Source organism: Sulfitobacter mediterraneus (assembly GCF_016801775.1).
Classification (GTDB): Bacteria; Pseudomonadota; Alphaproteobacteria; order Rhodobacterales; family Rhodobacteraceae; genus Sulfitobacter; species Sulfitobacter mediterraneus_A.
This window is the reverse complement of record NZ_CP069004.1, coordinates 1,020,278-1,044,185: the sequence shown is the minus strand read 5'-3', so window position 1 is coordinate 1,044,185 and position 23,908 is coordinate 1,020,278. Positions and strand designations below refer to the sequence as shown.

Here is a 23,908-nt window from a genome sequence, read left to right as displayed (position 1 = left end):
AACAACCTCAGGGTCAATTTGCGCCACCATGGCGCAAAGTCACAAGGCGGACAATCCGCAGCAGAACCTGAAGGGGGGGAAAGTGCAGGTTTCTGTTGCCAGGTACCTGCGAACCCCGCCTAGTGCTGCAAGGCGCTAGGACTTAAGATTTCAGTATCTCCGGTCGCTTACGCGGCCATTGCTACTGGAGCACGATTGTCATTTGCAATTGTACAGTTTTCGCCGATAACGGTGGCAGACAGCCGAAACAAAGCTAACCCCTTTAGACGTTCGTCGATCCTATTTCGGCCCCATGATCCCCAAATGAAGGATGTTTGGTGGAGCCGCCGGGTACCGCCCCCGGGTCCGATCCGCTTATTACGAGCGCGTTTATGTTCATAGTCCCGAAGGACAGCTGTAATATAGGGGCGCTGCCGGGGCATTGCAAATGGTTGCTGTTGAAAATTCCGCATTTTGAGGCACGGGGCGGAATGGGTCATCCGGCAAGCGGCGTTCGGTTTTCTGTTTGGTGGGCGTTGACTGAGGTCCGTTGGTCTATCGCGGCATGGGCCGGATGCACGGCAACATGATCGGGCAGGGTGGAGATCTGGAATTTTGCCCCTGCCGCGACCAATCCATCCGCCTCGGCCTTCAACGCGCGGCTGATCTGGGTGGTGTCCGATAGCAATTGCGCATTGTGACGTGTAACTTCGTCCAGTTCGCGCACAGCGGTATCAATCTGCGACAGGCTTTGGCTCTGGCTGGTCGAAAATTTGGCGATGTCCACAACCTGCACCGAAATATCGCTGATTTTCCCCAATATCTCATCCAGGGATTCGCCAGCGCGGGCGACCAGTTCTGCGCCCTGAGAGATTTGCTTGGTGGTTTGGGCGATGACCGAGTTGATGTCAGCTGCGGCGTTCGAGCTGCGCTGGGACAGGGCGCGGACCTCGGTGGCGACCACGGCAAAGCCGCGCCCCGCTTCGCCGGCGCGGGCCGCCTCGACTCCGGCATTGAGGGCCAGAAGATTGGTTTGAAAGGCAATTTCTTCGATCAGTTTTGTGATGTTTGAGATTGCCGCGGATGATTTTTCGATCTCGTCCATGGCCACAACCGCATCGCCCATCACCCGGCTTGAGGTGGTTGCGCTTTCGCGGGTGGTTGACACCATGTCACTGATGGATTGTGACCGCTCTGCCGTTTCAGAGAGGGACTGTGTGGTTCTGCTGATATCTTGCGCGGTTGCGGCCAGTGTCGCCGATTGTGCATTGGTTCGGTTCAATACGTCATCACTTGCGCTGGCGACCTCCTGGGCGCTGCTGTCAATGGCGTGAGAGCTGCGAACCAATCCGGTCATAGTCTCGCACAGCCCGTCAACCGCGCTGTTGAAATCGCGGCGCAGCTGATCGTACTCACCGGCGAAGGCCTGATTGATGGCGGCGGTCAGGTCTCCCTCGGCCAAACGGCTGAGCGCGTTGCCAAGGTTGGTTACCACGTCGCGTTGATCCTGGGCGGTTTGTTCCTGTTCGGCTGTGGCCGCTTCCATTGCGGCACGGGCTTGTGACACGTCATTGCCGATCATCACAATCGTCAGCGGTTGATCTTGGTCATCCGCCACAACGGTCAATCCGCCATCCAGCCAAATCTGATGGCCTTCGGTGCCCTGCACCAGAAATTGCCCCCAAACGGCGCCCGCGTCCAAAACACCGGGCCAGAAGCCATCCGGATGGGCGATTTTGGCGGGATCGAGTACCAGCATTTGCGCCACGTCACGCCCGGCAAAATCTTCGCGCGTGCCGCAAAGTAGATTTTGCAGCTTATTGTTGATTTCAAGCACTTTTCCAGCGGGCGTAAATTCAATGATGCATTGCCGCTGTTCGATGGCATTGAGCAGCGCGGTTTTGCGGAAATCTGCAGTGCGGTCGATCCATTCCACAACAGCGCCGCAAGCCACATCACCGTCAAACAAGGTGCGGAGGGCGAGCGACAATCGCCGGTCTTCGACCGCCAGATCGATTGTACTTTCTGGAATGGAACCTTGGGCAACCTGGCGCACAGTTTCGGCATCCGTGCCCAAAAACTGTGCGAGGTCAATGGGCCGGGGGGTATCCCCGGCCTTTGCCGTGTTGGACCCGAAGCTGGCAAGCATCGTGTTGGCTGCGGTGTTGGCGTGTTGCACGGTGAGAGTTTCATCGACAATCATCAGGCTTGCACTGGCAGCTTGCAGCGCGGCGCCCAGGACGGCGGCGCGTTCTTCGGTGCTGCGGGCCTCCAACAAGGAGCGGCGCAAACGGTCCAATGTGAGTGCGATGTCGCCAATTTCGTCGCCGCGCCGTGCTGCGGGCACTTGTGCGGTCAAATCTCCTTCAGCGACCGAGATCATGGATTGACGAACACGGTCAAGGGGGCGGGTCAGGCTTTTGGATACGACAATCGCGACGATCGCCGCCACAATCAAAAGCAATACGCCCCGTTCGAGAACCGATCTTTCCAGAACACTGGCCTGAGCAAACATTTCTGCTGTGTCTTGCTGCGCAACGATGGCCCATCGGCTGTCTTCGAACTGCACCTGGCCAAATGCGGAGATCACCGGCGTGCCTGCGTCGGAATTGCCGGTTTGCACACCCTGCAAACCCGCGAGCGCCCCTGCAACCGGCCCGTCCTGTTCTATCGCGGCGCGCAGCGCTCCGGCGCCGGGGCCAATTCGCATGCGCCCATCCGCACCAACGGCAAACAGAACCCCGGTTTGGCCGAGCCCCTCTGCCGCATCCGCCGAAGGCTGTAGGGCGGCAGGTTCAATGCGCACGGCAAAAACCCCGATGATCGCACCGTTCGACGCGAGAATCGGGGTTGCCATAAAGGCAGAATATGGGGTGCCTTTCAGGGGGTAGTCGCTGAAATCCTCGAAGACGAATTGCGGGGCGTTCGCCGGATCTGACATGATCCGCCCAAAGACCCGCGCCAACCCATGGTCTTTGTGATCGGCGCTCGCCAGATTGACAGCAAAGTCCTCGTTTTTCATCACACTATAAAGAACGTACCCTTTTTCATCGAGCAGGTAGAAATCCGAAAAGTTGTTCTTCTCCGTGAGGGACCGAAAATAGGGATGCGCCTTGCGGTGGGCCCGGTTGTAGGCATCGCGGCCTTTGACAAAATCGGTAAGCTGCCGTTGCCCGTAGGGATGCTCATCCTCGGTGATATAGCGGGTTTGCAGGTATTCGGTTTTGTCGCCGGGGATCGCCTCGGATGCGCCAATGAGGGAGGTCATGGTGGATCTGAACACCGGCGAGTTTGACTGAGAGACAATGCTGGTGCGCATTGCCTTCAGCGCGGCCTCGGTCGATGCGATCTGCGCCTGTGCGATGCTCGACAGTCGTGTGCGGGCCTGGCTTTCCAAAATGTCGTGTGCCGCGCTCACCGCCATCAGGCCCATTGCGCCCGCGGCCAAACAGCACAGGCCGACAATGATCAGCGGCAGCTTTGCCGAAATGCGCAGTGTCTTCATCAGGGATGCATCTCTTCATCATGGTGGCGTGCCCGCCCGCAAGGTGGCGGGAACGGGCAACGGGCACAGCCCTAGGGCATGAAGATTAAGAAAGCTTTGCGCAGCTTTCGCGCGGAGTGGCTGATGGGTCCGTCAGGAGGAATTCCCGGCGCGGGCGGCAAATACATCACGCCCGAGCGCGCGTGTCTCGCGTTCAAGGGCCTGCAACCCCAAGGTGATTGCATTGGCATCACGGGCCTGTGCTGCATCAGCGATCTGTTGATGCAAATCGGCCACGCCACTGCGTGAGCGCGCCGTGAATGTGATCATGTTCATCAATGGCTGCATGGCTTCAACAGCCCCGGCAAGCTGATAGGACAAAACCGGATTTCCGGCTGCATCCACCAAGGCGCGGTGAAAGGCCACATCAGAGGCGCAGAATGCCTCATCCGTCAGATCCTCGCTGCGCTGGCGGGTGATCTGGTCTCGCATGGTTGCCAAATGTGCCGCTTCGCGGCGTTCCGCGGCCAGGGGTGCACAGGCGCGTTCCAGTGCAAAACGTGCCTCGCAAGCGGTTTCGAAACTGACGTCATTCATGGAAAGCAGCAGGGTGGAGGTTGTGATCTGCTGTTGCTGCGCTTCGCGAAATGTGATGCGATTGACAAATGCACCGCCCGTTGCACCACGCTGTGTGCGGATCAGGGATTGTGCGGCCAGTCGTTTAAGTGCCTCGCGCACCGTGGGGCGGGAGACGCCGAAACTGTCGGCAAGCTCGGCCTCGGTTGGCAGGCGTTGATCAACGATCAGACGCCCCTGAACAATGGCATCACGAATGGCCGCTGCGATTTGAACCGGCAAATCTGCCGGATTTTCGGGGTCAATTTTCATATGTCTTACATTTAAAGTTTGCCGGATTATCAATTGTCTGACATTAGGGAAATTGACCGGAATTGAAAAGGCTTTGCTTCTTCGAACTTAAGGCCGGGGCACAGAAATGAAGCGAAGGCGCAGGTAGACGTGTTCGCATTCAAGCTTTGCATTAGGAATGATATCTAACACTCTGAAAGTGGACAATTAAATGGAGAACTTAATGTGATTACACCTGACTATGTTAAGATCATGTCTCGATATAACTTGTGGCAAAACAACCAGTTGTACTCCATTCTTAAACAGATGGATGATGCGGAGGTTGAGCTGGATCGTGGCGCGTTTTTCGGGTCTATTAAGGGGACTTTGAATCATCTGCTGTGGGGTGATCTCCTGTGGCTGTCCCGCTTTGCTGGCGGTGACTATCCAAAGATTGAAAACGCGTCGCAGTTCATTGATTTATATCCTACAATTTCAATCTGGTCGTCAGAGCGGTTTCGCTGCGACAAGAGGATCATTGCCTGGGCTGATCGCCTTAGACAGGTCGATCTGACAGGTGAATTAACGTGGAAATCCATATCAATGGAGGAAGAAGTTAAGACACCACTTTCATTGTGTATCACCCACTACTTCAACCACCAGACCCACCATCGGGGCCAAGTACATGCAATGCTTACCGCCGCCGGTCAAAAAGCGCCGGTGACCGATCTTCTTTTTATGCCGGAGGACCTTTGATGGCACTTATCTCACCTTCCCGCCGGCTGCGGCGCACACCCTTCTCTGACGGCGTCGAAGCTGCGGGCGTAAAGGCCTATACCGTTTACAACCGGATGCTGCTGCCCACGGTATTTGAAAGCGTCGAGGCGGACTATCATCACCTCAAGAAGGCTGTGCAAATCTGGGATGTGTCCTGTGAACGGCAGGTTGAATTGCGCGGGCCAGATGCGGCGCAGCTGATGCAATTGCTGACACCGCGCGCCTTGGACAAGATGCAGGTCGGTCAGTGTTACTATGTTCCGATTGTCGATGAGACCGGCGGCATGTTGAACGATCCGGTGGCCGTCAAGTTGGCCGAGGATCGCTGGTGGATCTCGATTGCCGACAGCGATCTGTTGCTCTGGGTCAAGGGTGTGGCGTTTGGCCGGAACCTGGATGTGACCATTGAGGAGCCGGATGTCAGCCCGCTTGGCGTGCAAGGCCCGCTGGCCGATGATCTGATGGCACGGGTCTTTGGCGAGGCGGTGCGCGATGTGCGGTTCTTCCGGTTCGGCCGCTTTGATTTTCAGGGGCGGGCGCTGGTCGTGGCACGGTCGGGCTATTCCAAACAGGGTGGATTTGAAATCTACCTGGAGGGGAGTGATCTGGGCATGCCGCTGTGGGACGCATTGATGGAGGCGGGGCAAGATCTGGATGTCCGCGCCGGTTGTCCGAACCTGATTGAGCGGATCGAAGGCGGGCTGCTGAGCTATGGCAATGACATGACCCGCGCCAATACGCCGTTTGAATGTGGGCTGGGCAAGTTCTGCAAGGTCGGGCCCGAGGCCCATTGCATCGGGCATTCGGCCCTGCAAGCCTGCGCGGATGAAGGGCCGGTGCAGCAGATCCGCGCGATTGACATTGAGGGCGAGCCAGTGGCGGGCTGTGATCGGCTGTGGCCGCTGTTTGACGAAGGCCGACAGGTCGGGCATGTCAGTTCCGCGGTGTGGTCACCGGATTTTCAGACCAATGTTGCCATCGGGATGGTGCGCAAAAGTCATTGGGCACCGGGCAGGCGTTTGCAGGTGGAAACGCCCGGCGGCCTGCGCGGCGCGGTGGTGCGCGAGGGCTTTTGGTCCTGAGACAAGATCAGAGGGCAGGAGCGGGGGCCAGCCCCCGCACCCCCGGAATATTTAGAGCCAAAAAGGCATGAGGGGGACAGTCCCCGGAATGGAGAATGAGATGTTTAAAGCACTGGTTGTGAACAAGGATGAGGATGGCAAGACCTCTGCCGCGGTAGAGGAGATGACATTGGATCAGCTGCCGCAGGCAGAAGTGACGGTGGCAGTTGAGTATTCGACGGTGAATTACAAGGATGGTTTGTGCATCGGGCCGGGGGGCGGCTTGGTGCGAAATTATCCGCATGTGCCGGGAATTGATTTTTCCGGAACGGTCGAGGCTTCGGATGATGACCGTTACAAGCCCGGTGACAAGGTGGTGTTGACGGGATGGCGCGTCGGCGAGGCCCATTGGGGCGGCTATTCCCAGAAGGCACGGGTGAAGGCCGATTGGCTGGTGCCGCTGCCTGCGGGTCTGGACACGCGCCAGGCGATGGCGGTCGGCACGGCCGGATTTACCGCGATGTTGTCGGTCATGGCGCTGGAGGATCACGGGATCAAGGCCGGGCCGGTGTTGGTGACCGGGGCTGCTGGCGGCGTTGGGTCTGTGGCGACCGCGATATTGGCGCATTTGGGGTACAAGGTGGCGGCAGTTACCGGACGGCCGGAGACCGAAGCCTATCTGCGCGATCTTGGTGCAAGCCAGATCGTGCCGCGTGAGGAGCTGAACGAGACCGTCAAGCGCCCTCTGGAGGGCGAAACCTGGGGCGGCTGTGTGGATGCTGTGGGCGGCGCCATGTTGGCGCGGGTTCTGGGCCAGATGGAATATGGCGCCAGCGTTGCGGCGGTGGGTCTTGCGGGCGGTGCCGGTCTTCCGGCGACCGTGATCCCGTTCCTGCTGCGCGGGGTGAACCTTTTGGGCATCGATAGCGTGATGCAGCCCTATGACAACCGGTTGCGCGCCTGGGAGCGGATCGCAAAAGATCTGCCGATGGAGAAGCTGGAAGCGATGGTGCGCCCGGCCACCTTGGCTGATTTGCCGCAGCTTGGGGCCGATATCCTCAAGGGGCAGGTGCAGGGCCGCGTTGTTGTGGATGTGAACGCGGGATGATCGCCGCTTGTGCCCTGCCGGAGGAGGCGCTGTTGCAGCGCTATGCCGCGCAGGCAGGGTGTTACACCGATTGTTTTGAGACAGCGCTGCCGCAAACGGTGGCGCTGCCTGCTTTTCTGGAAGCGTTTTACGGCAGTTGGCTGTTTGGTTTGGAAAAACTGGTGTTGCGGGCGCATTTGCGGGGCAGACCCATCAATTGGGACGTTGCGCCGGTGGCGGCGGGGTCGGCGGATGCCTATGCTGCCTGGACTGTAGAGGGGCGCGGTGACGGGCAGATCCTGATGCGCGATCTGGGCGGGCATACGCGGTCTTATCTGTCGGTGGAGGACACCGCCGAGGGCGGAACACGCTTGTTGTTTGGATCGGCGGTTGTGCCGCGCGCCGGGCAGGAGTTGCCCTGGCTGGCGCGGGCCATAGTTCCGCTACATCGGTTCTATGCGCGGTCCTTGCTCAGGGCGGCGCGGGCGCGGTTGGTTTAGGGGTGTCTCGACGGCGGGCCGCCTTGCCTTTAGACAGGGGCAAAGAGATCAGGAGACCACGATGACCGCCTATGACGACGATAATATCTTTGCCAAGATCCTGCGGGGGGAGATCCCCAGTTTCAAGGTCTACGAGGACGACGCAACATATTGCTTTATGGACATCATGCCCCGCAGTGACGGGCATTGTCTGGTGATCCCCAAAACCCCGTGCCGCAACATTCTAGACGCCTCGCCCGAGCAGTTGGCAGCCTGTATGGCGACGGTCAAGAAAGTGGCAAACGCAGCCAAGTCCGCGTTTGAGGCTGATGGGATCACCCTGCAACAGTTCAGTGAAGCGGCAGGCGGGCAGGAGGTGTTTCACCTGCATTTCCACATCCATCCGCGCCATGCGGGCGTGCCAATGCGCCCTGCGGGCACGATGGGGGACATGGATCTGATCAAGGGCCATGCCGAGGCGATCGCAGCGGCCATCGACTGAGGTCTCTTTCGCGCAATGAAAAGGCGGCGCCCGGTTTCCCGGACGCCGCCTTTTTTGTTTGCTTTGAGTGGTCTAGCGCTTATTCAGCGGGCTGGCCTGCGACATCTGTTGCAATGCCCGCGCTGTCGCGGCGTCCATCGTTGTAAAGCGCCTTGATCAGCGCCAGCACCATGCCAACCATAACCATCGTAAAGGGCAATGCCCCGATGATCATCGCGTTTTGCAGGGCCGACAGGCCGCCACCGCCGGCCAGCAGCAGCGTGCCGATCACCAGCGTCAGGATCACACCCCAGATGATACGGTGTTTGACGCCGGTTTCTTCTGCACCGCCGGACATGATGGTGTTCATCACCAGAATGCCGGAGTCCGCGGAAGTCACCAAGAAGGTCATGATCAGTACAACACACATGACGATCAGCGCCTGAAGCACACCGCCCGACAGCATCTGTTCCAGTGTCACGAACAGTTTGGCCGAGTTGGAGGCCGCGATGATGGCGCCATCTGCGGTGCCGGACAGTTCCAGATCAATGGCTGTGCCGCCGAGGATGGTCATCCAGGCAAAGCAAACCAGGGATGGTGCAATCACGGCGCCCAATACGAATTCACGCACCGAGCGGCCTTTGGAAATGCGGGCCAGGAACAGACCAACAAATGGCGAGAACGCGATCCACCAAGCCCAGTAGAACGTGGTCCAACCGGCCTGCCAGTTGAAGAGGCGTCCTTCGGTACCGGCTGCATAGGCGGCGGCCAGGTCTGCTTCGGACAAGGTGATGCCCGCATCCGCAACGCTGGTTGTGAAGCCGCCAAAGCTGCCCCATGCGTTTGTCGCACCGCCATAGACCGTTGCGAGTTGGTCGGCCTCCAGTGCCTGAACTGCCGCAGGTGCCGTCGAGGCGAACATGTCAGCCGAAACCGGACCATGTGCGGCAAAGCTCAGCGAGATGAAGTTGAGGATGTAATCCACAAATGCCGATGCATAGGTTGTCATCGCAAAGAGGAACGAGCCAAAGATCACGAATGTCAAAAGCAGGATCAGCGAGAGCACGAGGTTGATGTTTGACAACCACTTAACGCCGCGCCCAACCCCTGAAACCGCCGAAAGGATCGACAGCGCCATGATCATCACAAGTGCTGTGATCAGGCCCGCTTTGGTGGCTGTTGGTGTGTCACCTGTGGTGTCCATCAACCAGCCTGCGCCGGTGATCGCATAAGCACCATCAACAAGCTGACTTACGCCGAAGCCGATTGTCACGGATACACCAAGGATCGTTGCCACAACGCCAAGCACGTCAATCACGTGGCCAAAAAACCCGTTGGCATATTTGCCAATGAGGGGCGTCAGCGCCGAACGGATCGTCAGCGGCATGCCGCGTGTGTAGGCGTAATAGGCAAGGCTGAGACCGGTCACGACATAGATCGCCCAGGCGTGAAAGCCATAGTGCGCGAAGGTATAGCGGTAGCCAGATTGCAGTGCCTCGGGGGTATTTGGTGCAATGTCACTGGACAGCAGCACCGGGTTGGAGCCCCAAAGGCCAAGAGGTTCTGCCGTGGCAAAGGTCATCAGACCCACACCCAGACCGGCGCCGAACATCATCGAGAACCAGGAAAAGTTGCTGAACTCCGGCTTTTGGCCCGGTGTGCCCAGGACGCGCTTGCCCGTGGACGGGATCAACGCGATGGCAAAGAGAAAGAACGCAAAGGCACCAACGGCAAGAATGTAGAAGGTGTTAAAGCTTTGCAGCAATGTTGAGTTGATGCTCGACAGCATGCTGCCGGCATTGAGCGGAAAGATAAGAGCCCATAGCACCAGCAGAACCATGCTGATCTTTGATATCAAGGCAATTGGAAGGCTATAGCCTTCGTAGAATCCGCCATCCTGCGTTTGGATATCTAGATCCGTAAAAGGAGGTTTGACTGACATGAGAAGTGTCCCTGTTTGTCGATCGCTGCACGCGATCTGTTTTGCGTGGGGCAACTGCCGCGCCGGGAACTGGCGTGGCATGAACACCCACTTTGAAGGGCGCGGTAAACAGATTTGGGTCCGCACCTTGACCCGAACGTGTTACAAATTCGAAACATGCACATATGCTGTGCCGCGACAGTATGACGCAAAATACGACAATTTGGCAGGTATTTTTGTCGGCTTGAACGCCTGGGGCGGTCCGGCAACCGCTCAGTTTCGGTTTTTCAACAACTTGGTTTTGGGTTTGACGCGGGCGGTTGGCTGTAGAAATGTGCCGCCATGACATTAGATACCGCATGGGTCCGGGCCCAATTTCCCGCCTTCGCCGAGCCATCCCTTCAAGGGCAGGCTTTTTTCGAGAACGCTGGCGGGTCTTACACCTGCAAACCGGTGATTGACCGACTGACGCGGTTTTACACCCAGCGCAAGGTCCAGCCTTACGCCCCTTATGAGGCCAGCCAGCTTGGTGGTCAGGAGATGGACGAGGCCCGCCGCCGCATGGCAGCTATTCTTGGGGTGGAAACCGACGAGCTGAGCTTTGGGCCTTCGACCACGCAGAACACCTATGTTTTGGCGCAGGCCTTTGGGCAGTTGCTTGAGCCCGGCGAAGCGATCATCGTGACCAACCAGGATCACGAGGCCAACACCGGCCCTTGGCGGCGTCTGGCGGACCGGGGCATCGAGGTGCGCGAATGGTGTGTCGATCCCGACACCGGTGCGTTGAACACCGATGATCTGGAAAACCTGCTGGATGAAGATGTGCGGCTGGTGTGTTTCCCGCATTGCTCAAACGTTGTTGGCCAGATCAATCCGGTGGTGGAGATCACTGCACTCGCCCATGCGGCGGGAGCCTTTGTCTGTGTCGATGGCGTGTCATATGCGCCGCATGGCTTTGCTGATGTGGGCAATATGGGCCCGGATATCTATCTGTTCTCCGCATACAAGACCTTTGGCCCGCATCAGGGGTTGATGGTCATTCGGCGTGCCTTGGGCAATCTGCTGCCAAATCAGGCGCATGTCTTTAACGGCGAAACACTTTACAAACGTCTGACGCCTGCCGGCCCCGACCATGCGCAGGTCGCCGCCTCTGCGGGGATGGCCGATTATGTGGATGCGTTTTATGCCCATCACATTGGTGGGGATGCCGATGCCGCTGGGCGCGGCGCGGCAGTGCATGACATGATGCGGGATCATGAGACCGCGCTGTTGCAGCCGTTGCTGGACGCGGTGAAGGATCGCAATTCTGTGCGCCTGATTGGTCCGGCAGAGGCGGTGGGCCGTGCACCCACTGTGGCCATGGCGCTGAACCGTCCGGGCCTGGAGGCTGCAACGGAGCTGGCCAAACACGGGATCATGGCAGGCGGCGGCGACTTTTACGCTGGCCGTGCATTGAAGGCGATGGGTGTGGATGAAGACAAAGGTGTGCTGCGCCTCAGCTTTACCCATTACACCACAAAGGCCGAGGTGGATCAGCTCTTGAACGCATTGGACGATGTTTTGTGATTTAGCGCCTTGAAGGTTCCTGCCGCGCCCTAGTTTAGGAAAAGGCAGAATCCAGAAGGGCATAGCATGAGCGATACATCACCGATCTTGGTCTGGTTTCGGCGGGATTTGCGGCTGAGCGATCACGCGGCGCTTTCGGCGGCTTGTGACAGTGGCCGGCCGGTCATTCCGGTTTTTGTCCATGACGGGCTGAGCGAAAATCTGGGCGCGGCACCAAAATGGCGGCTGGGCCTCGGGGTCGGTGCGCTTGGTGAGGCGTTGGAAGAGAAGGGCAGCCGCCTGATCCTGCGGCGTTCTGACCAGGCTTTGGATGCCTTGCAGGATCTGATCAAGGAAACCGGTGCCGGCGCAGTCTATTGGTCGCGGCTTTATGATCCTCAAACTGTGTCACGAGACAGTCAGATCAAAGCGGAGCTGAAAGAGCAGGGTATCGACGCGCGGTCCTTTGGTGGCCATCTGATGTTTGAGCCCTGGACGGTGGAGACCAAGACGGGCGGCTACTACAAGGTCTATTCGCCGTTCTGGAAAACGGTGAAAACCCGCGATGTCGAGGTGCCGCGCAGCGCCCCATCAGATCTGCATCCCCCTGAAAACTGGCCAAAAAGCGATGCTTTGGCAGAATGGGAGATGGGGGCCGAGATGAACCGCGGTGCCGCGGTTGTGCGCCCCTTCGTGCAATTGGGTGAGGCTGCTGCACAGGCACGGCTGGGCCATTTCATTGCCCATCTGATTGATGGCTACAAAGACAACCGGAACACGCCGGGGATGGATGGCACGTCCAACCTCTCAGAGAACCTCAGCCTGGGCGAGATCAGCCCGCATCAATGCTGGCATGCGGGCCAACGCGCCCTGCAAGAAGGCAAACGCGGCGCCGAGACTTTCCTGAAAGAACTGGTCTGGCGCGAGTTCGCCTATCATCTGATGCACCATACGCCGCGCATTCTGGACCAGAACTGGCGTGAAGAATGGAACGATTTTCCTTGGAAGGATGATGGCCGCGCCGCCGAAGTCTGGGCGTGGAAAAAGGGCCGCACGGGCGTGCCATTTGTCGATGCAGCGATGCGGGAGCTCTATGTGACTGGCCGCATGCACAACCGCGCACGGATGATTGTGGCCAGTTATCTGACCAAACACCTGATGACCCATTGGCGGATCGGGCAGGCGTGGTTCGAGGACTGCTTGATTGACTGGGATCCGGCCAGCAATGCAATGGGCTGGCAGTGGACCGCCGGGTCAGGCCCGGATGCCGCGCCGTATTTCCGCGTGTTCAATCCCGTCACCCAGCGCGAGAAATTTGACCCAGACGCCGCCTATGTGGACCGCTGGATTGCCGAAGGCCGTGATGCGCCACATGACGATGCGCTTGCCTTCTTTGAGGCCTGTCCGCGCCACTGGGGCATGAATGCGCAAGACAGCTATCCTACGCCGATTGTCTCGCTTGACGGGGGGCGCAAAAGGGCGCTGACGGCTTATGAGAACCGCAAAGATTAGGAAAACCGGCCGCTATCATTAAGGAATTGTTAATTCTGCGAAGCGCGGTAAGCTGATTGCGCCTGAGGAGCACGAAGGGGAGCGTGATATGACCTTGATCTCGACAGAGGGGCAAAAAGACCTGCCGCGCTATTTCGCGCGGGTTTTTGCGATGGCACAAGACATGCAGCGCGGGCGGCTCGACTTTGTTTTGCCGGATGGACGGCGGTTCAGGGCCGAGGGTAAATTGCCCGGTCCGGTCGCGGAATTGCATATCCACAACGATGACCTGTTCTCGCGTCTGATCCGCGAAGGCGATCTTGGGTTTAGTGACGCCTATCTTGACGAATGGTGGTCCACGCCCGATCTGCAGGCTTTCATGGACCTCGTTCATGCGGACAACGATGAGCTTTATGACGGGTTTCCGGGGCTGAGCATGGTGCGCCTGTTCGAGAAAATGCGGTTCTGGCTGCAAAGCAATTCCAAAACGCAGGCCCGCAAGAACATCAGCTATCATTATGATCTGGGCAACGATTTTTACAGCCTCTGGCTGGATGACACGATGACCTATTCCTCGGCGTTGTTCGATGAAAATGCTCAGCTGTCGCTGGAGGCGGCGCAGACCGAAAAGTACAAGTCCATGGTGGATCAGATGGGCGTCAAGCCGGGTGATCATGTTCTGGAAATCGGCTGTGGCTGGGGCGGGTTTGCCGAATATGCCGCTAAGGAACGCGGGCTCAAGGTGACAGGCCTGACCATCAGTGAAGAGCAGTTTAAGTTTGCCAAGGAACGAATTGAAAAAGCGGGACTTTCTGAGCAAGTTAATCTAAAGCTTCAAGATTATCGCGACGAGACCGGCCATTATGACGGTATTGCAAGTATCGAAATGTTCGAGGCGGTTGGCGAGAAATATTGGCCAACTTATTTCAATGCTTTGCGCGATTGTCTTAAACCTGGCCGTGCCGCGACCTTGCAGATTATTACCGTCGATCATGCCCGTTGGGACGTGTACAAACGCGGCGTTGATTTCATCCAGAAATACATCTTTCCGGGCGGTATGTTGCCCAGTCCTGTGATCTTGCGTGAACAGGTCGAGAAGGCCGGATTGATCGTCGATAAATCCATCGAGTTTGGCAAAAGCTACGATATCACCCTGCGCCGGTGGCATGAAACCTTTAACGACAAATGGGACCAGATCACCACGCTAGGCTTTGATGATCGGTTCCGACGCATGTGGAATTTTTACCTCACTTCCTGCGCGGCTACATTTGACAGTGGAAATTGCGACGTCACACAGATTACGGTAAGGCGACCGGGTTAACCTTTCTTAAGGAGCCATCCCATGCCCACCGCCGCAAAATTGATGGCAGCCGTCTGTTTGGCGGTCGTTGGCTATATCCTGTCTTTGATGGTCATGCCGCTGATGCCGGAGAGCACGGATTTTGGCTATTTTATCCCCTTGAATATTGTTCTTGGTCTCTGTGCGGGTTGGTTCGTGATGGGCCGCCGTGCGGGGCGCGGGACGACAGCAGCGATCAACAATGGCCTGACGGGGGTCTTTGTTCTTTTGCTTTGGGGCGTCGGTGTTCAAGCCATTTACGAGATGTTCCGGCTTGCCATGCGCAACCGTTACGATGGCCCTTTCGAGGCGATGGTGGCCGTTTTTCAGATCGGTGCTGAATTCGCCGTGATTATCATGACCGTGCCCATTACGATCGTTGCAGTGATCGCCTCGGTGTTCAGCGGTCTGTTGGTTGAGTTTGCCCATAAGCACGGTCGCTAAGTTCATGAGAAACCTGTTTTTTTATGGCACCCTGCGGGACCGGCCATTGCTTGAGATCGTGATGGGTGCCAGCGGCGATGCGTTGGATGTAACACCTGCGGTTTTGCCCGGATACAAAGTGTCGTCCGTGGCCCAAGGGCCGTTTCCGATGATCGAAACCTGCACGGGCGAGACCGCCAAGGGCGTCTTGGTGCGGGGACTGACCCAAGAGCAGATTGCGCGGCTGGATTTCTATGAGGGTGGCTTTGGCTACGATCTGCATCAGATCACACTGGAGGATGGGCAAAGCGGAGAGGTCTATGTGCCAGAGCCGGATCTTTGGGCGCCTGACGGGCCTTGGGATCTGTCCCTTTGGCAGGACGAGTGGGGCGCGTTGAGCCGCCATGCCGCGGTCGAGGTGATGGGGTACATGGGGAGCCGCAGCCGCGATGATGTGGCCCGTATGTTTCCGCGCATTCGCGCCCGCGCGGCGGCAAAGGTCAACGCATCGGCCTCCATTCATGGGGCAGGGACGCTGCATGGACAGATAGATGTTCAGAACCAGCAGCGGGTCTATTCCAACTTTTATGCACTCGATGAAATGCGTTTGCGCTACGAGCGGTTTGATGGCGCACTGTCAGCCCCGGTGGACCGTGCGGTTTTTGTCGGATCGGACGCGGCGATTGTGCTGCCTTATGATCCGCTGCGTGATCGCGTTTTGTTGATCGAACAGGTGCGGATGGGGCCATTGGCGCGTGGCGATAAATCCTGCTGGCAGTTAGAGCCAATTGCAGGGGCTGTGGACCCCGGCGAAACACCGCAGATGGCCGCCCGCCGCGAGGCGCAAGAGGAGGCCGGGCTGACGCTGGGTGAGGTGCTGCCGGTCAGCGAGGTTTATGCATCCCCTGGTAATTCAACAGAATTTTACTATATTTATCTTGGACTTGCCGATCTTCCGGATGAGGTGACGGGCATTGGCGGGCTGGACAGCGAGGCCGAGGATATCCGCAGCCACCTGATGTCTTTTGACGATTTGATGGATCTGGTCGATGGCATGGGGGCGGTGAATGCGCCACTGGTTTTGGTGGCCTATTGGCTGGCACGGCATCGCGATGGCTTGAGATTGGCGAAGGCGGCAGCTACACCGGAGTAAGCACAACTTTGGGGGCTTTCATGCACGTCGCATCTGATCTGGCGCAAGCCATTGGCAACACACCTCTTATCCGCCTGCGCAAAGCCAGCGAAGACACCGGATGCGAGATCTACGGCAAGGCCGAATTCATGAACCCCGGTCAGTCGGTCAAGGACCGCGCGGCGCTGTTCATCATTCAAGATGCAATTGCCAAAGGCACACTCAAGCCCGGCGGCACCATTGTCGAAGGCACCGCAGGCAACACCGGTATTGGTCTGGCGCTGGTTGGGGCCTCGATGGGATTCAAGACCGTGATTGTCATTCCCGAGACGCAAAGCCAGGAAAAGAAAGACATGTTGCGCCTTGCTGGTGCCGAACTGGTGCAGGTGCCCGCCGCGCCCTACCGCAACCCGAATAATTTCGTACGCTATTCCGAACGTCTGGCGAATGAGCTGGCCCGCACCACCAATGAAGGGGTGATCTGGGCCAACCAGTTTGACAATGTCGCCAACCGGCAATCGCATGTCGAAACCACCGGCCCCGAGATTTGGGAACAGACCGGCGGCAAGGTAGACGGCTTTTGCTGTGCGGTCGGGTCTGGCGGCACGCTGGCCGGGATCGCCATGGCGCTTCAGCCCAAGGGCGTGAAAATTGCCCTGGCCGATCCCGATGGCGCGGCGCTGCATTCCTATTACACCACGGGTGAACTGGCCTTTGAGGGCGGGTCGATTGCCGAAGGCATCGGTCAGGTGCGGATCACCAAGAACCTCGAAGGGCTGAAGCCGGATTTCAGCTATAATATCCCCGATGCCGAGGCATTGCCGGTGGTGTTTGACCTGCTTCAGCATGAAGGGCTGTGCCTTGGGGCGTCTTCGGGCGTCAATGTGGCGGGCGCGATCCGTCTGGCCAAGGAAATGGGGCCGGGGCACACGATCGTCACGATCCTTTGTGACTTTGGCACGCGCTACCAATCCAAATTGTTCAATCCTGAATTCCTGCGTGAAAAGGGTCTGCCGACACCCTCATGGCTGGACAGGGCACCGGCCTCCATTCCCGGCGTCTTTGAAGATCAGTGATGGGCGCGGCGCTGCGCACCGGGGTCTTTGCGCTTGTTGGCCTGTGGTTGTTGATCGCACCGGCCTTTGCGCAGGAAGTCTCGCAAGAGGCCTTTGAACGTTGGGAGACTTTGGCAAGAGGCGCCGAGGAAACCATAGATGCCGAACGCGGATCCAACGACACGTTTGAAGCGTTGCGGTCGCGGATCGCCGATTTCCGCGGTCAATTCGACACGGCCCGTGATCAGAACGCCACGCGCATCGCCACATTGCGGGAACAACTGGCCGCACTTGGCCCCAAGCCGGAGGGCGAGGGCGCACCAGCGGAAGCTGCTGATGTTGCGGCCAAACGGGAAGAGCTGAACGATCAGCTTGCCAAGCTGTTGTTGCCCGTGCATCGGGCTGAAACCGCCTTTGTGCGGGCGGACAATCTGGTCGGGGAGATTGACCGGATCTTGCGTGACCGTCAGGCACGGGAATTGCTCACCGTGACGCCATCGCCGCTCAATCCGGTACATTGGCAACCGGCGCTGACAGAATTCATGCGTGCGGTAGACGGGTTGTGGAACGAGAATCCGCGCAGGGGCAAGGAACACAGCTGGGATGAGCTGCGTTCAACCCTGCCGATTGCCCTGCTGTTGCTGGTGCTGGGCAGCATCCTGATTTTGCGCGGTAAAAAGTGGTCCCGCGTAATCGTGGACAAGCTGCGCCGGTTGGGCGCACGGGGCTTGGGGATCTGGGGTTTCGTGGTGTCCTTGCTTCAGGTGATCTTGCCGTTTGCAGGCATGATCCTCTTGGCCTTTGCGGCGATCTCGACCCAGTTCTTTGGCGAGTCCGGTCATGAGGTATTGATCAGCATCGCGGTGCTGGCGGGCATAATGATGTGTGTGCGCTGGGTCTCCGACCGGGTGTTTTCTTCCAATGATGACGAGGCATTGATCCTGCTGACGCAGGACAAACGTGGTGAGCTGCGCTTTCATGTGGCGGTGATCACAGTGATGATTGTGCTGGGCGAAGTCATCACGCTGGTGTTGCAATCGGGTTTTTACGCCGAAGCCACCAAAGCGGTGCTGACCTTCCCGCCGATGCTCGTCTCTTCCATCGCGCTTTACCGGATCGGGAGCGTTCTGCGCGGGTATGAGGTGATCCTGAACGAGGACGAAACGGACGCAGAGCCGCGCGTGTCCAGCTTTAGCCGGGTAGTGCGCTGGCTTGGCACGGGGGCGGTTGTTGTCGGGCTGCTCTCTCCGATCTTGCTGGCGGCGGGGTATTTCAGGGCCGCCGATGCGATCCTGCCACCCTATATCCTGACCCTGATCCTGCTTGGGCTTGTGATGTCCCTGCAGCGCTTTACCGCGGATGTCTATGGCGCCGTAACAGGGCAGGGGGTGCAGGCGCGGGATGCGCTTTGGCCGGTGTTGTTCGGGCTGATCCTGTTGGTTCTTGTCGCGCCTGTGCTGGCGCTGGTCTGGGGCGCGCGGGTCACGGATCTGACCGAATTGTGGTCGGCGATCGGGCGTGGTTTTGCCATAGGGGAAAGCCGGATTTCACCGACGGATTTCCTTGCCTTTGCGGTGATTTTTGTCATCGGTTACGGGCTGACCCGGCTGGTACAATCGGCGCTGCGCAACAATGTCCTGCCCAAGACCAAGATTGACGTGGGCGGGCAGAATGCCATCGTGTCGGGCCTTGGCTATGTCGGGATATTCCTTGCCGCCCTGGCGGCGGTGACAGGGGCGGGCCTTGATCTTTCGTCGCTTGCGATTGTCGCCGGGGCGCTGTCTGTGGGCATCGGTTTTGGCCTTCAGACTGTGGTCAGCAACTTTGTCTCCGGGATTATCCTGCTGATTGAACGCCCCATTTCCGAGGGCGATTGGATCGAAGTGGGCGGCCAGATGGGATACGTACGTGACATCTCCGTGCGCTCGACCCGGATCGAGACCTTTGACCGCACCGATGTGATCGTGCCCAACGCGGATCTGGTCTCCGGCACTGTTACCAACTTCACCCGCGGCAACACCGTGGGCCGGTTGATCGTGCCCGTTGGCGTGGCTTATGGCACTGACACACGGCATGTCGAAAAGGTCTTGCGCGAGATCGCCGAGGCGCAGCCGATGGTTCTGACCACGCCGCCGCCGAATGTTCTGATGGTCAATTTCGGGGCGGATTCGCTTGAGTTCGAGATCCGCTGCTATCTGCGCGACGTGAACTGGATGATGTCGATCAAGAGCGACATAAACCACGCGATCGCCGCACGGTTTGCCGAGGAAGGCTTTGAAATTCCATTTGCGCAGCGCGATCTTTGGCTGCGCAATCCCGAGGTGCTGGCACAGCCCAAGGAGCCGGCGCAAAATATGACAAAGAATGAGGATGACAGCCTATGACCACGATGCTGTTTCGCGATGATGCCTATTTGCGAGAGGCACCAGGCAAAGTGAAAAGCATCACCCCTGAGGGCGGTGTCGTCTTGGATGCGACAGTGTTTTATCCGACGGGCGGTGGACAACCGGGGGATTCGGGCTGGCTGTCCTGGGACGGGCAACGCCTGCCCATTGCCACGGCCGTCAAAGGACAGGGCGATGACATCGTGTTGGTGGCGGCCGAACCTGCGGCGCTACCGCCTGTCGGAGCGCACGTGGTGCAGGAATTGGACTGGGACCGCCGACACCGGTTGATGCGCGTGCATACGGCCCTGCATCTGTTGTCGGTTGTCATTCCCTTTGGCGTCACGGGCGGCCAGATCTCTGCAACCCACGGGCGGCTGGATTTTGACATGCCAAACGCGCCAGAAGACCGCGATGGAATCGAAGAAGACCTCAATGAATATGTCGGCATGGATGCCCGCGTCAGCGACGGTTGGATCACCTCGCGCGAGCTGGCCGATGCGCCGCATCTGATCAAGACGATGGCCGTCAAGCCCCCCATGGGGGCCGACGACGTGCGATTGGTGCGCATTGGCGAAGAGGATGACTGGATCGACCTGCAGCCTTGCGGCGGCACCCATGTGGCCCGCACCGGGGAAATCGGCGCACTGCGGCTCGGTAAAATCGAAAAGAAAGGCCGGGTGAATCGCCGGGTCTATGTGCATCTGGAAAGTTAATTGCACAGAGGGGCAAAAGGGCGCGATTTCCCTCTTGCAACTTATGGCGGGGTAACGGTAAACCGCCCCCAACGGAGCGGTGGCCGAGTGGTCGAAGGCGCACGCCTGGAAAGTGTGTAGGCGGGAGACCGTCTCCAGGGTTCGAATCCCTGTCGCTCCGCCATTATCTTTCTTGATCGGGTCGCCTTTGGCGGCCTTTTCTGTTTTTCGGCATTGTTTAGTTGTAATTGCCGCTTGGGTTATGTGTTTCTCAACGCCGCATTCTAAGGGGACATGGACCTCCTGCATTGAGAAACCTGAGCAAGGGCGTGATCGAGATGGGACTGAGCCATTCTGAATTATGGCTTCATGAGGCGAGCTGATCGGCCCGGCGCGCGCACCAATGGCCGCTGCATGGCGCTGATTGTCCCGTCTATTGCTGCAGGTGACCTGAGAGTATTGAGGTGAGGTCTGATGCGGCCTCATGTCGGCTTGGCAACAGCCAGCACTGGCTTGCCCAAAGGCAAGGAAAGGCCCCGGCATTTTGCTGGAGCCCGTCTTCATCAACCTAGTTTGATACGGCGGAGGCTGCGCCGGTGATCAGGGAGGGTGTGATCTGGTTAACAACACGGTTCCAGCGGGTGATAGGTTGCTCAGCGATGAAAACAATGTCGTTGGGACCAGTTCCCATTTCCCGCCCAAAGTGAATTATCACCCAAAACGCTGAAAAATGTTGTTTGTCTGGATTGTGAGTTCATAAACTGCAGTCGCTATTGATGCAGACTTGGATTTACTGAATGCCCGTTCGAGAACTTAGCCGGATTCTTTGCAATGACGAAAATAAGAAACCATGTCAGTTGATTGTCTATGAGCACTTCACTTTGGTGGAGAATTCGGCAGGTCAAAAGGTTGAGGTGATCGGGCACCAGGAGGCGCGTCTATTGGATGGCTCACCGGTGAATTATTGCAGTGAAAATGTGTTTGAAATTGTAAAAACCGGGAAGCTGCTTCATCGGGTGTTGTAATGACGCACATGCCTTTTGGGCCGGAGCCTTCAACCTGTCCTTGACCTATGCCGCTTTCATTGATGCCCCATCCAATGAAAGACATCCCGTTCACTTCCAAAAAGATGGCCGACCCCCTGATCGCTTAACATGATGTTCACTCCGGGCCGCGAAAACCATAGGAGAACAGCCGCAGTGATTGGAGGGATGGTTTCGTGCAGCACACCATCAATGTGTTTTGACGGACGTCTTGAAATCCACCATCGGGTTGGTGCGGCAAATCGCGATTGTCGATGATGCGCCGCACCTGCGGGCATGGGTGCGTGCCATTGTGCGCGAACACCCTAAATTGAATCTGTTGGTCGAGACCACTCATGCAGAAGCGACGCAAACACTCCTCACTGCCGGGCGACCAGACGCTGTGATGGTTGTGCTGGGGGCTGCGCCGCAACCCAGCCTTAGGTTGTTGCGACAGCTGCTGGACAGAAATCTTACCGTAGTTGTCGTGTTCGTTGGCAATGGCCGCGGGCATTGCAAAGCAACGATCGCGGCTCTGTCCAAGGGGGCGGTGGATTGTATTTTTTGCCCAGTCGACCCACGCGATCCAATTGTGAAAAAGGACATTGGGCATCGCGTGTTGGCCGCGGCCAAACAACGTTCACAAAAAGCAGACGGTTCTGCGCAGATGCATGGACCAATTGGGCAAAACTGTGAGGGCCGGGCGCAGCCGCTGATCCTGCTGGGGGCGTCGACAGGCGGAGTGACGGCGCTTGAACGCGTATTGACGGATTTGCACCCTTTGGGGCCGGCGGCAGTGATTGTTCAGCATATGCCAGCGGCCTATCTTCGCAATTTTGTTGAGATGCTGAACCGGCAGTTGCCGCAGGATGTTGCGCTGGCCAAAGAGAACACCCCGCTTGAGGATGGGCAGATCAGGTTTGCACCGTCCAATGGGCTGCACAGTGAGATTTGCCGCATGAAGGGCAAATGGACCTGCCGGTTTAGTCCGGCGCGGGAGGCGGATTTGCATTGCCCCTCGGTGGACCGGTTGTTTGCCTCTGCTGCGGTCTATCACTCCGATATGATTGCGGTCATCTTGACCGGCCTGGGCCGCGATGGTGCCGACGGAATGCATCAGATGTACCTTGCCGGGGCCACAACCATTGGTCAGGACGAGGCAAGCTCGGTGGTTTATGGGATGCCGCGGGCAGCATGGGAACTCGGTGCTGTGGGCCAGCAACTCCCGCTGAGAAACGTGGGGCCTGCGATCAATCTGGCGGTGGCCCAACATCACGAAAATCAGGGACGGGTGTGACGTGAGCGAGGTCAAAAGAGTTATCACACAGGGGCAAAGACTGGTTTCTGATGACCCGAACCTGGCCATTTCCACTTTGCTCGGCTCCTGTGTTGCCTGTTGTTTGTGGGATCCTGTGGTGCGGGCTGGCGGTATGAACCACATGTTGATTGCGGGCCGGGTCACGGGCGAAACTCAGGCGGCTTTGGCGGGTGTGAACGAATTGGAGCTTTTGATCAATGATCTGCTGAAACTGGGGGCCATGCGCAACCGGCTAAAGGCCAAGGTGTTTGGCGGTGCACAGATGGTCAGCGGGCTGTCGGACATCGGCGCGTCAAACGCCGCCTTCACGCTGGAGTTTCTTGAGCGCGAAAATATCGAGTGTCAGGCGCAATCGCTGGGCGGTGACAGTGCCCGCAATCTGGTCTTCTGGCCCTGCACCGGCGCAGTGCGGCAGCGGATGCAACGGATGGACACCCAGCCAGAACCGATCGTCGCTCCCGCGGCTGAGGTGACCGGCAACGGATTGGAGCTTCTTTAGTAAGGGCTATTGGTGGTCTGCGCGGACTGTTTGAAAAATACAGTTGCTGGTGTTCGCTGCTGCTTTGAAAATCAAGAACGACAATCAGGCCGGTGGTGCCAGCCATCAAAGTTCAAAACAGATCGACCTCACCCTCTTCACGCGGCAAACTGCCACGCCGTGTTGGGCAGTATTGGGGGGTCAACAACGCCTTGGTCGTATCAAGGCTCAACCGATTTGCGAGTTGGTTGATTTCATTGACCGACTGCCCGCACAGATCATCGCTTTGACTGACGAAAAGAACCAGGAGCGACAGATCTTCTAATGATTGCCTCAATAGATCAAGGGTTTGCAGGCGCTGTATGGTTGCCGTTGCTTGCGGTCCGCTGGTGGAAAACTCGTCACCGATCGCATGTTCTACATGATACACTCGTGCGGCCAAATCATCGAGATGGGAGGACATGCGATGCAGGATCCCAACAAGGGGCTGCGTCGCGGGAAGAATGGGCGGCGAGAAGGGCATCACAGGCGGCCAACCACCGCCTCAATACAATTTCGCAGATCATCCGGTTGAAACGGCTTTTTCAGGTAATTGTTCATGCCCAGTTTTTTGCCGTGATCGATGATCTGTTGTTCGGCCCGCCCGGTGATCAGTACAAACCCAACCCCCTTGGTTTGCGGTGTCGCACGCAAATATTGCAGCAGCTGCAGCCCGTCCATTTCTGGCATGTTGTAATCTGAAATCACCAGATGCGCGGGTTTGCTGGCCAAGGCATGCAAGGCTTGCTTGCCATTCTCGGCCGTCGCAACATTGCGCACACCAAAGCCGTCAAGCGCCTGAGTGATGAGGCCTCTGCTGGTTGACATGTCGTCGACCACCATGATGCGGATTTGATCGCGCAGCGCCATAA

General features: G+C 58.1%; 21 protein-coding genes, 1 tRNA gene and 1 other RNA gene. 16 read left to right on the top strand and 7 right to left on the bottom strand.

Annotated features, from left to right (window positions below; all coding sequences use genetic code 11):
* Positions 1–81: 81 nt before the first annotated feature.
* The 3 genes from ssrA to JNX03_RS05065 all read right to left on the bottom strand — a co-directional run bounded on the left by ssrA (position 82) and on the right by JNX03_RS05065 (position 4,351).
* Positions 82–431: a transfer-messenger RNA gene (gene ssrA, locus JNX03_RS05075) on the bottom strand.
* 44 nt (positions 432–475) lie between these two features.
* Positions 476–3,484, bottom strand: coding sequence for a methyl-accepting chemotaxis protein (locus tag JNX03_RS05070; RefSeq protein WP_203211334.1), 3,009 nt, complete (start codon positions 3,482–3,484; stop codon positions 476–478).
* Between the two features lie 132 nt (positions 3,485–3,616).
* Positions 3,617–4,351, bottom strand: a complete 735-nt coding sequence (locus JNX03_RS05065) for a FadR/GntR family transcriptional regulator (RefSeq protein ID WP_203211333.1) — start codon at positions 4,349–4,351, stop codon at positions 3,617–3,619.
* Positions 4,352–4,555: 204 nt separating this feature from the next.
* Between JNX03_RS05065 and JNX03_RS05060 the strand changes: the two genes are divergently transcribed.
* The 5 genes from JNX03_RS05060 to JNX03_RS05040 all read left to right on the top strand — a co-directional run bounded on the left by JNX03_RS05060 (position 4,556) and on the right by JNX03_RS05040 (position 8,215).
* Positions 4,556–5,065 carry a DinB family protein gene (locus tag JNX03_RS05060; protein ID WP_231024145.1) on the top strand — a complete coding sequence of 170 codons (510 nt, stop codon included), beginning with the start codon at positions 4,556–4,558 and terminating at the stop codon, positions 5,063–5,065.
* Positions 5,065–6,168: a dimethylsulfoniopropionate demethylase gene (locus tag JNX03_RS05055; protein WP_203211332.1), complete on the top strand. Its 1,104-nt coding sequence runs from the start codon at positions 5,065–5,067 to the stop codon at positions 6,166–6,168. Before JNX03_RS05060 ends, JNX03_RS05055 begins: the two co-directional genes overlap by 1 nt.
* A 100-nt stretch (positions 6,169–6,268) precedes the next feature.
* Positions 6,269–7,255, top strand: coding sequence for an acryloyl-CoA reductase (gene acuI / locus JNX03_RS05050; RefSeq protein ID WP_203211331.1), 987 nt, complete (start codon positions 6,269–6,271; stop codon positions 7,253–7,255).
* Positions 7,252–7,734 (top strand): hypothetical protein, encoded by a 483-nt coding sequence (locus JNX03_RS05045; protein WP_203211330.1) that lies wholly within the window; start codon positions 7,252–7,254, stop codon positions 7,732–7,734. The genes acuI and JNX03_RS05045 overlap by 4 nt, the downstream gene beginning before the upstream one ends.
* Before the next feature lie 61 nt (positions 7,735–7,795).
* Positions 7,796–8,215 carry an HIT family protein gene (locus tag JNX03_RS05040; protein ID WP_203211329.1) on the top strand — a complete coding sequence of 140 codons (420 nt, stop codon included), beginning with the start codon at positions 7,796–7,798 and terminating at the stop codon, positions 8,213–8,215.
* Positions 8,216–8,294: 79 nt separating this feature from the next.
* Here the strand turns inward: JNX03_RS05040 and JNX03_RS05035 are convergent, their stop codons facing one another.
* Positions 8,295–10,136, bottom strand: a complete 1,842-nt coding sequence (locus tag JNX03_RS05035; RefSeq protein ID WP_203211328.1) for a BCCT family transporter — start codon at positions 10,134–10,136, stop codon at positions 8,295–8,297.
* 321 nt (positions 10,137–10,457) lie between these two features.
* On the opposite strand from JNX03_RS05035, the gene JNX03_RS05030 reads away from it, so the two are divergent.
* The 9 genes from JNX03_RS05030 to JNX03_RS04990 all read left to right on the top strand — a co-directional run bounded on the left by JNX03_RS05030 (position 10,458) and on the right by JNX03_RS04990 (position 20,363).
* Positions 10,458–11,681 carry an aminotransferase class V-fold PLP-dependent enzyme gene (locus JNX03_RS05030; RefSeq protein ID WP_203211327.1) on the top strand — a complete coding sequence of 408 codons (1,224 nt, stop codon included), beginning with the start codon at positions 10,458–10,460 and terminating at the stop codon, positions 11,679–11,681.
* A gap of 66 nt (positions 11,682–11,747) precedes the next feature.
* The gene (locus tag JNX03_RS05025; RefSeq protein ID WP_203211326.1) at positions 11,748–13,172 is read left to right on the top strand and encodes a cryptochrome/photolyase family protein; all 1,425 of its coding nucleotides are present in this window, start codon (positions 11,748–11,750) and stop codon (positions 13,170–13,172) included.
* Positions 13,173–13,260: 88 nt separating this feature from the next.
* Positions 13,261–14,472: an SAM-dependent methyltransferase gene (locus JNX03_RS05020; RefSeq protein ID WP_203211325.1), complete on the top strand. Its 1,212-nt coding sequence runs from the start codon at positions 13,261–13,263 to the stop codon at positions 14,470–14,472.
* 21 nt (positions 14,473–14,493) lie between these two features.
* A complete protein-coding gene (locus tag JNX03_RS05015; RefSeq protein WP_203211324.1) occupies positions 14,494–14,934 on the top strand; it encodes a TrgA family protein in 441 nt (146 codons plus the stop codon).
* 4 nt (positions 14,935–14,938) lie between these two features.
* The gene (locus JNX03_RS05010; protein WP_203211323.1) at positions 14,939–16,066 is read left to right on the top strand and encodes an NUDIX domain-containing protein; all 1,128 of its coding nucleotides are present in this window, start codon (positions 14,939–14,941) and stop codon (positions 16,064–16,066) included.
* Positions 16,067–16,086: 20 nt separating this feature from the next.
* Entirely contained in the window at positions 16,087–17,121 is a 1,035-nt protein-coding gene (locus JNX03_RS05005) for a cysteine synthase A (protein WP_203211322.1), read from the top strand.
* The gene (locus tag JNX03_RS05000; RefSeq protein ID WP_203211321.1) at positions 17,121–19,484 is read left to right on the top strand and encodes a DUF3772 domain-containing protein; all 2,364 of its coding nucleotides are present in this window, start codon (positions 17,121–17,123) and stop codon (positions 19,482–19,484) included. Before JNX03_RS05005 ends, JNX03_RS05000 begins: the two co-directional genes overlap by 1 nt.
* Positions 19,481–20,200, top strand: a complete 720-nt coding sequence (locus JNX03_RS04995) for an alanyl-tRNA editing protein (RefSeq protein WP_203211320.1) — start codon at positions 19,481–19,483, stop codon at positions 20,198–20,200. The genes JNX03_RS05000 and JNX03_RS04995 overlap by 4 nt, the downstream gene beginning before the upstream one ends.
* A gap of 73 nt (positions 20,201–20,273) precedes the next feature.
* Positions 20,274–20,363, top strand: a tRNA-Ser gene (locus tag JNX03_RS04990).
* A gap of 384 nt (positions 20,364–20,747) precedes the next feature.
* On the opposite strand, the gene JNX03_RS04985 is transcribed toward JNX03_RS04990, so the two are convergent.
* The gene (locus tag JNX03_RS04985; RefSeq protein ID WP_203211319.1) at positions 20,748–20,870 is read right to left on the bottom strand and encodes a hypothetical protein; all 123 of its coding nucleotides are present in this window, start codon (positions 20,868–20,870) and stop codon (positions 20,748–20,750) included.
* A 551-nt stretch (positions 20,871–21,421) separates the two neighbouring features.
* Here JNX03_RS04985 and JNX03_RS04975 point away from each other — a divergent pair.
* Together JNX03_RS04975 and JNX03_RS04970 are read left to right on the top strand one after the other, a co-directional pair.
* Positions 21,422–22,498 (top strand): CheB methylesterase domain-containing protein, encoded by a 1,077-nt coding sequence (locus JNX03_RS04975; RefSeq protein WP_203240783.1) that lies wholly within the window; start codon positions 21,422–21,424, stop codon positions 22,496–22,498.
* A gap of 1 nt (position 22,499) precedes the next feature.
* Positions 22,500–23,018, top strand: coding sequence for a chemotaxis protein CheD (locus JNX03_RS04970; protein WP_203211316.1), 519 nt, complete (start codon positions 22,500–22,502; stop codon positions 23,016–23,018).
* 112 nt (positions 23,019–23,130) lie between these two features.
* Here JNX03_RS04970 and JNX03_RS20575 read toward each other — a convergent pair whose 3' ends face one another.
* Both JNX03_RS20575 and JNX03_RS04960 read right to left on the bottom strand, forming a co-directional pair.
* Positions 23,131–23,460 carry a hypothetical protein gene (locus tag JNX03_RS20575; RefSeq protein ID WP_203240782.1) on the bottom strand — a complete coding sequence of 110 codons (330 nt, stop codon included), beginning with the start codon at positions 23,458–23,460 and terminating at the stop codon, positions 23,131–23,133.
* A gap of 59 nt (positions 23,461–23,519) precedes the next feature.
* On the bottom strand, positions 23,520–23,906 hold the full coding sequence (locus JNX03_RS04960) for a response regulator (protein ID WP_037904176.1): 387 nt from the start codon (positions 23,904–23,906) through the stop codon (positions 23,520–23,522).
* Between the last annotated feature and the right edge of the window lie 2 nt (positions 23,907–23,908).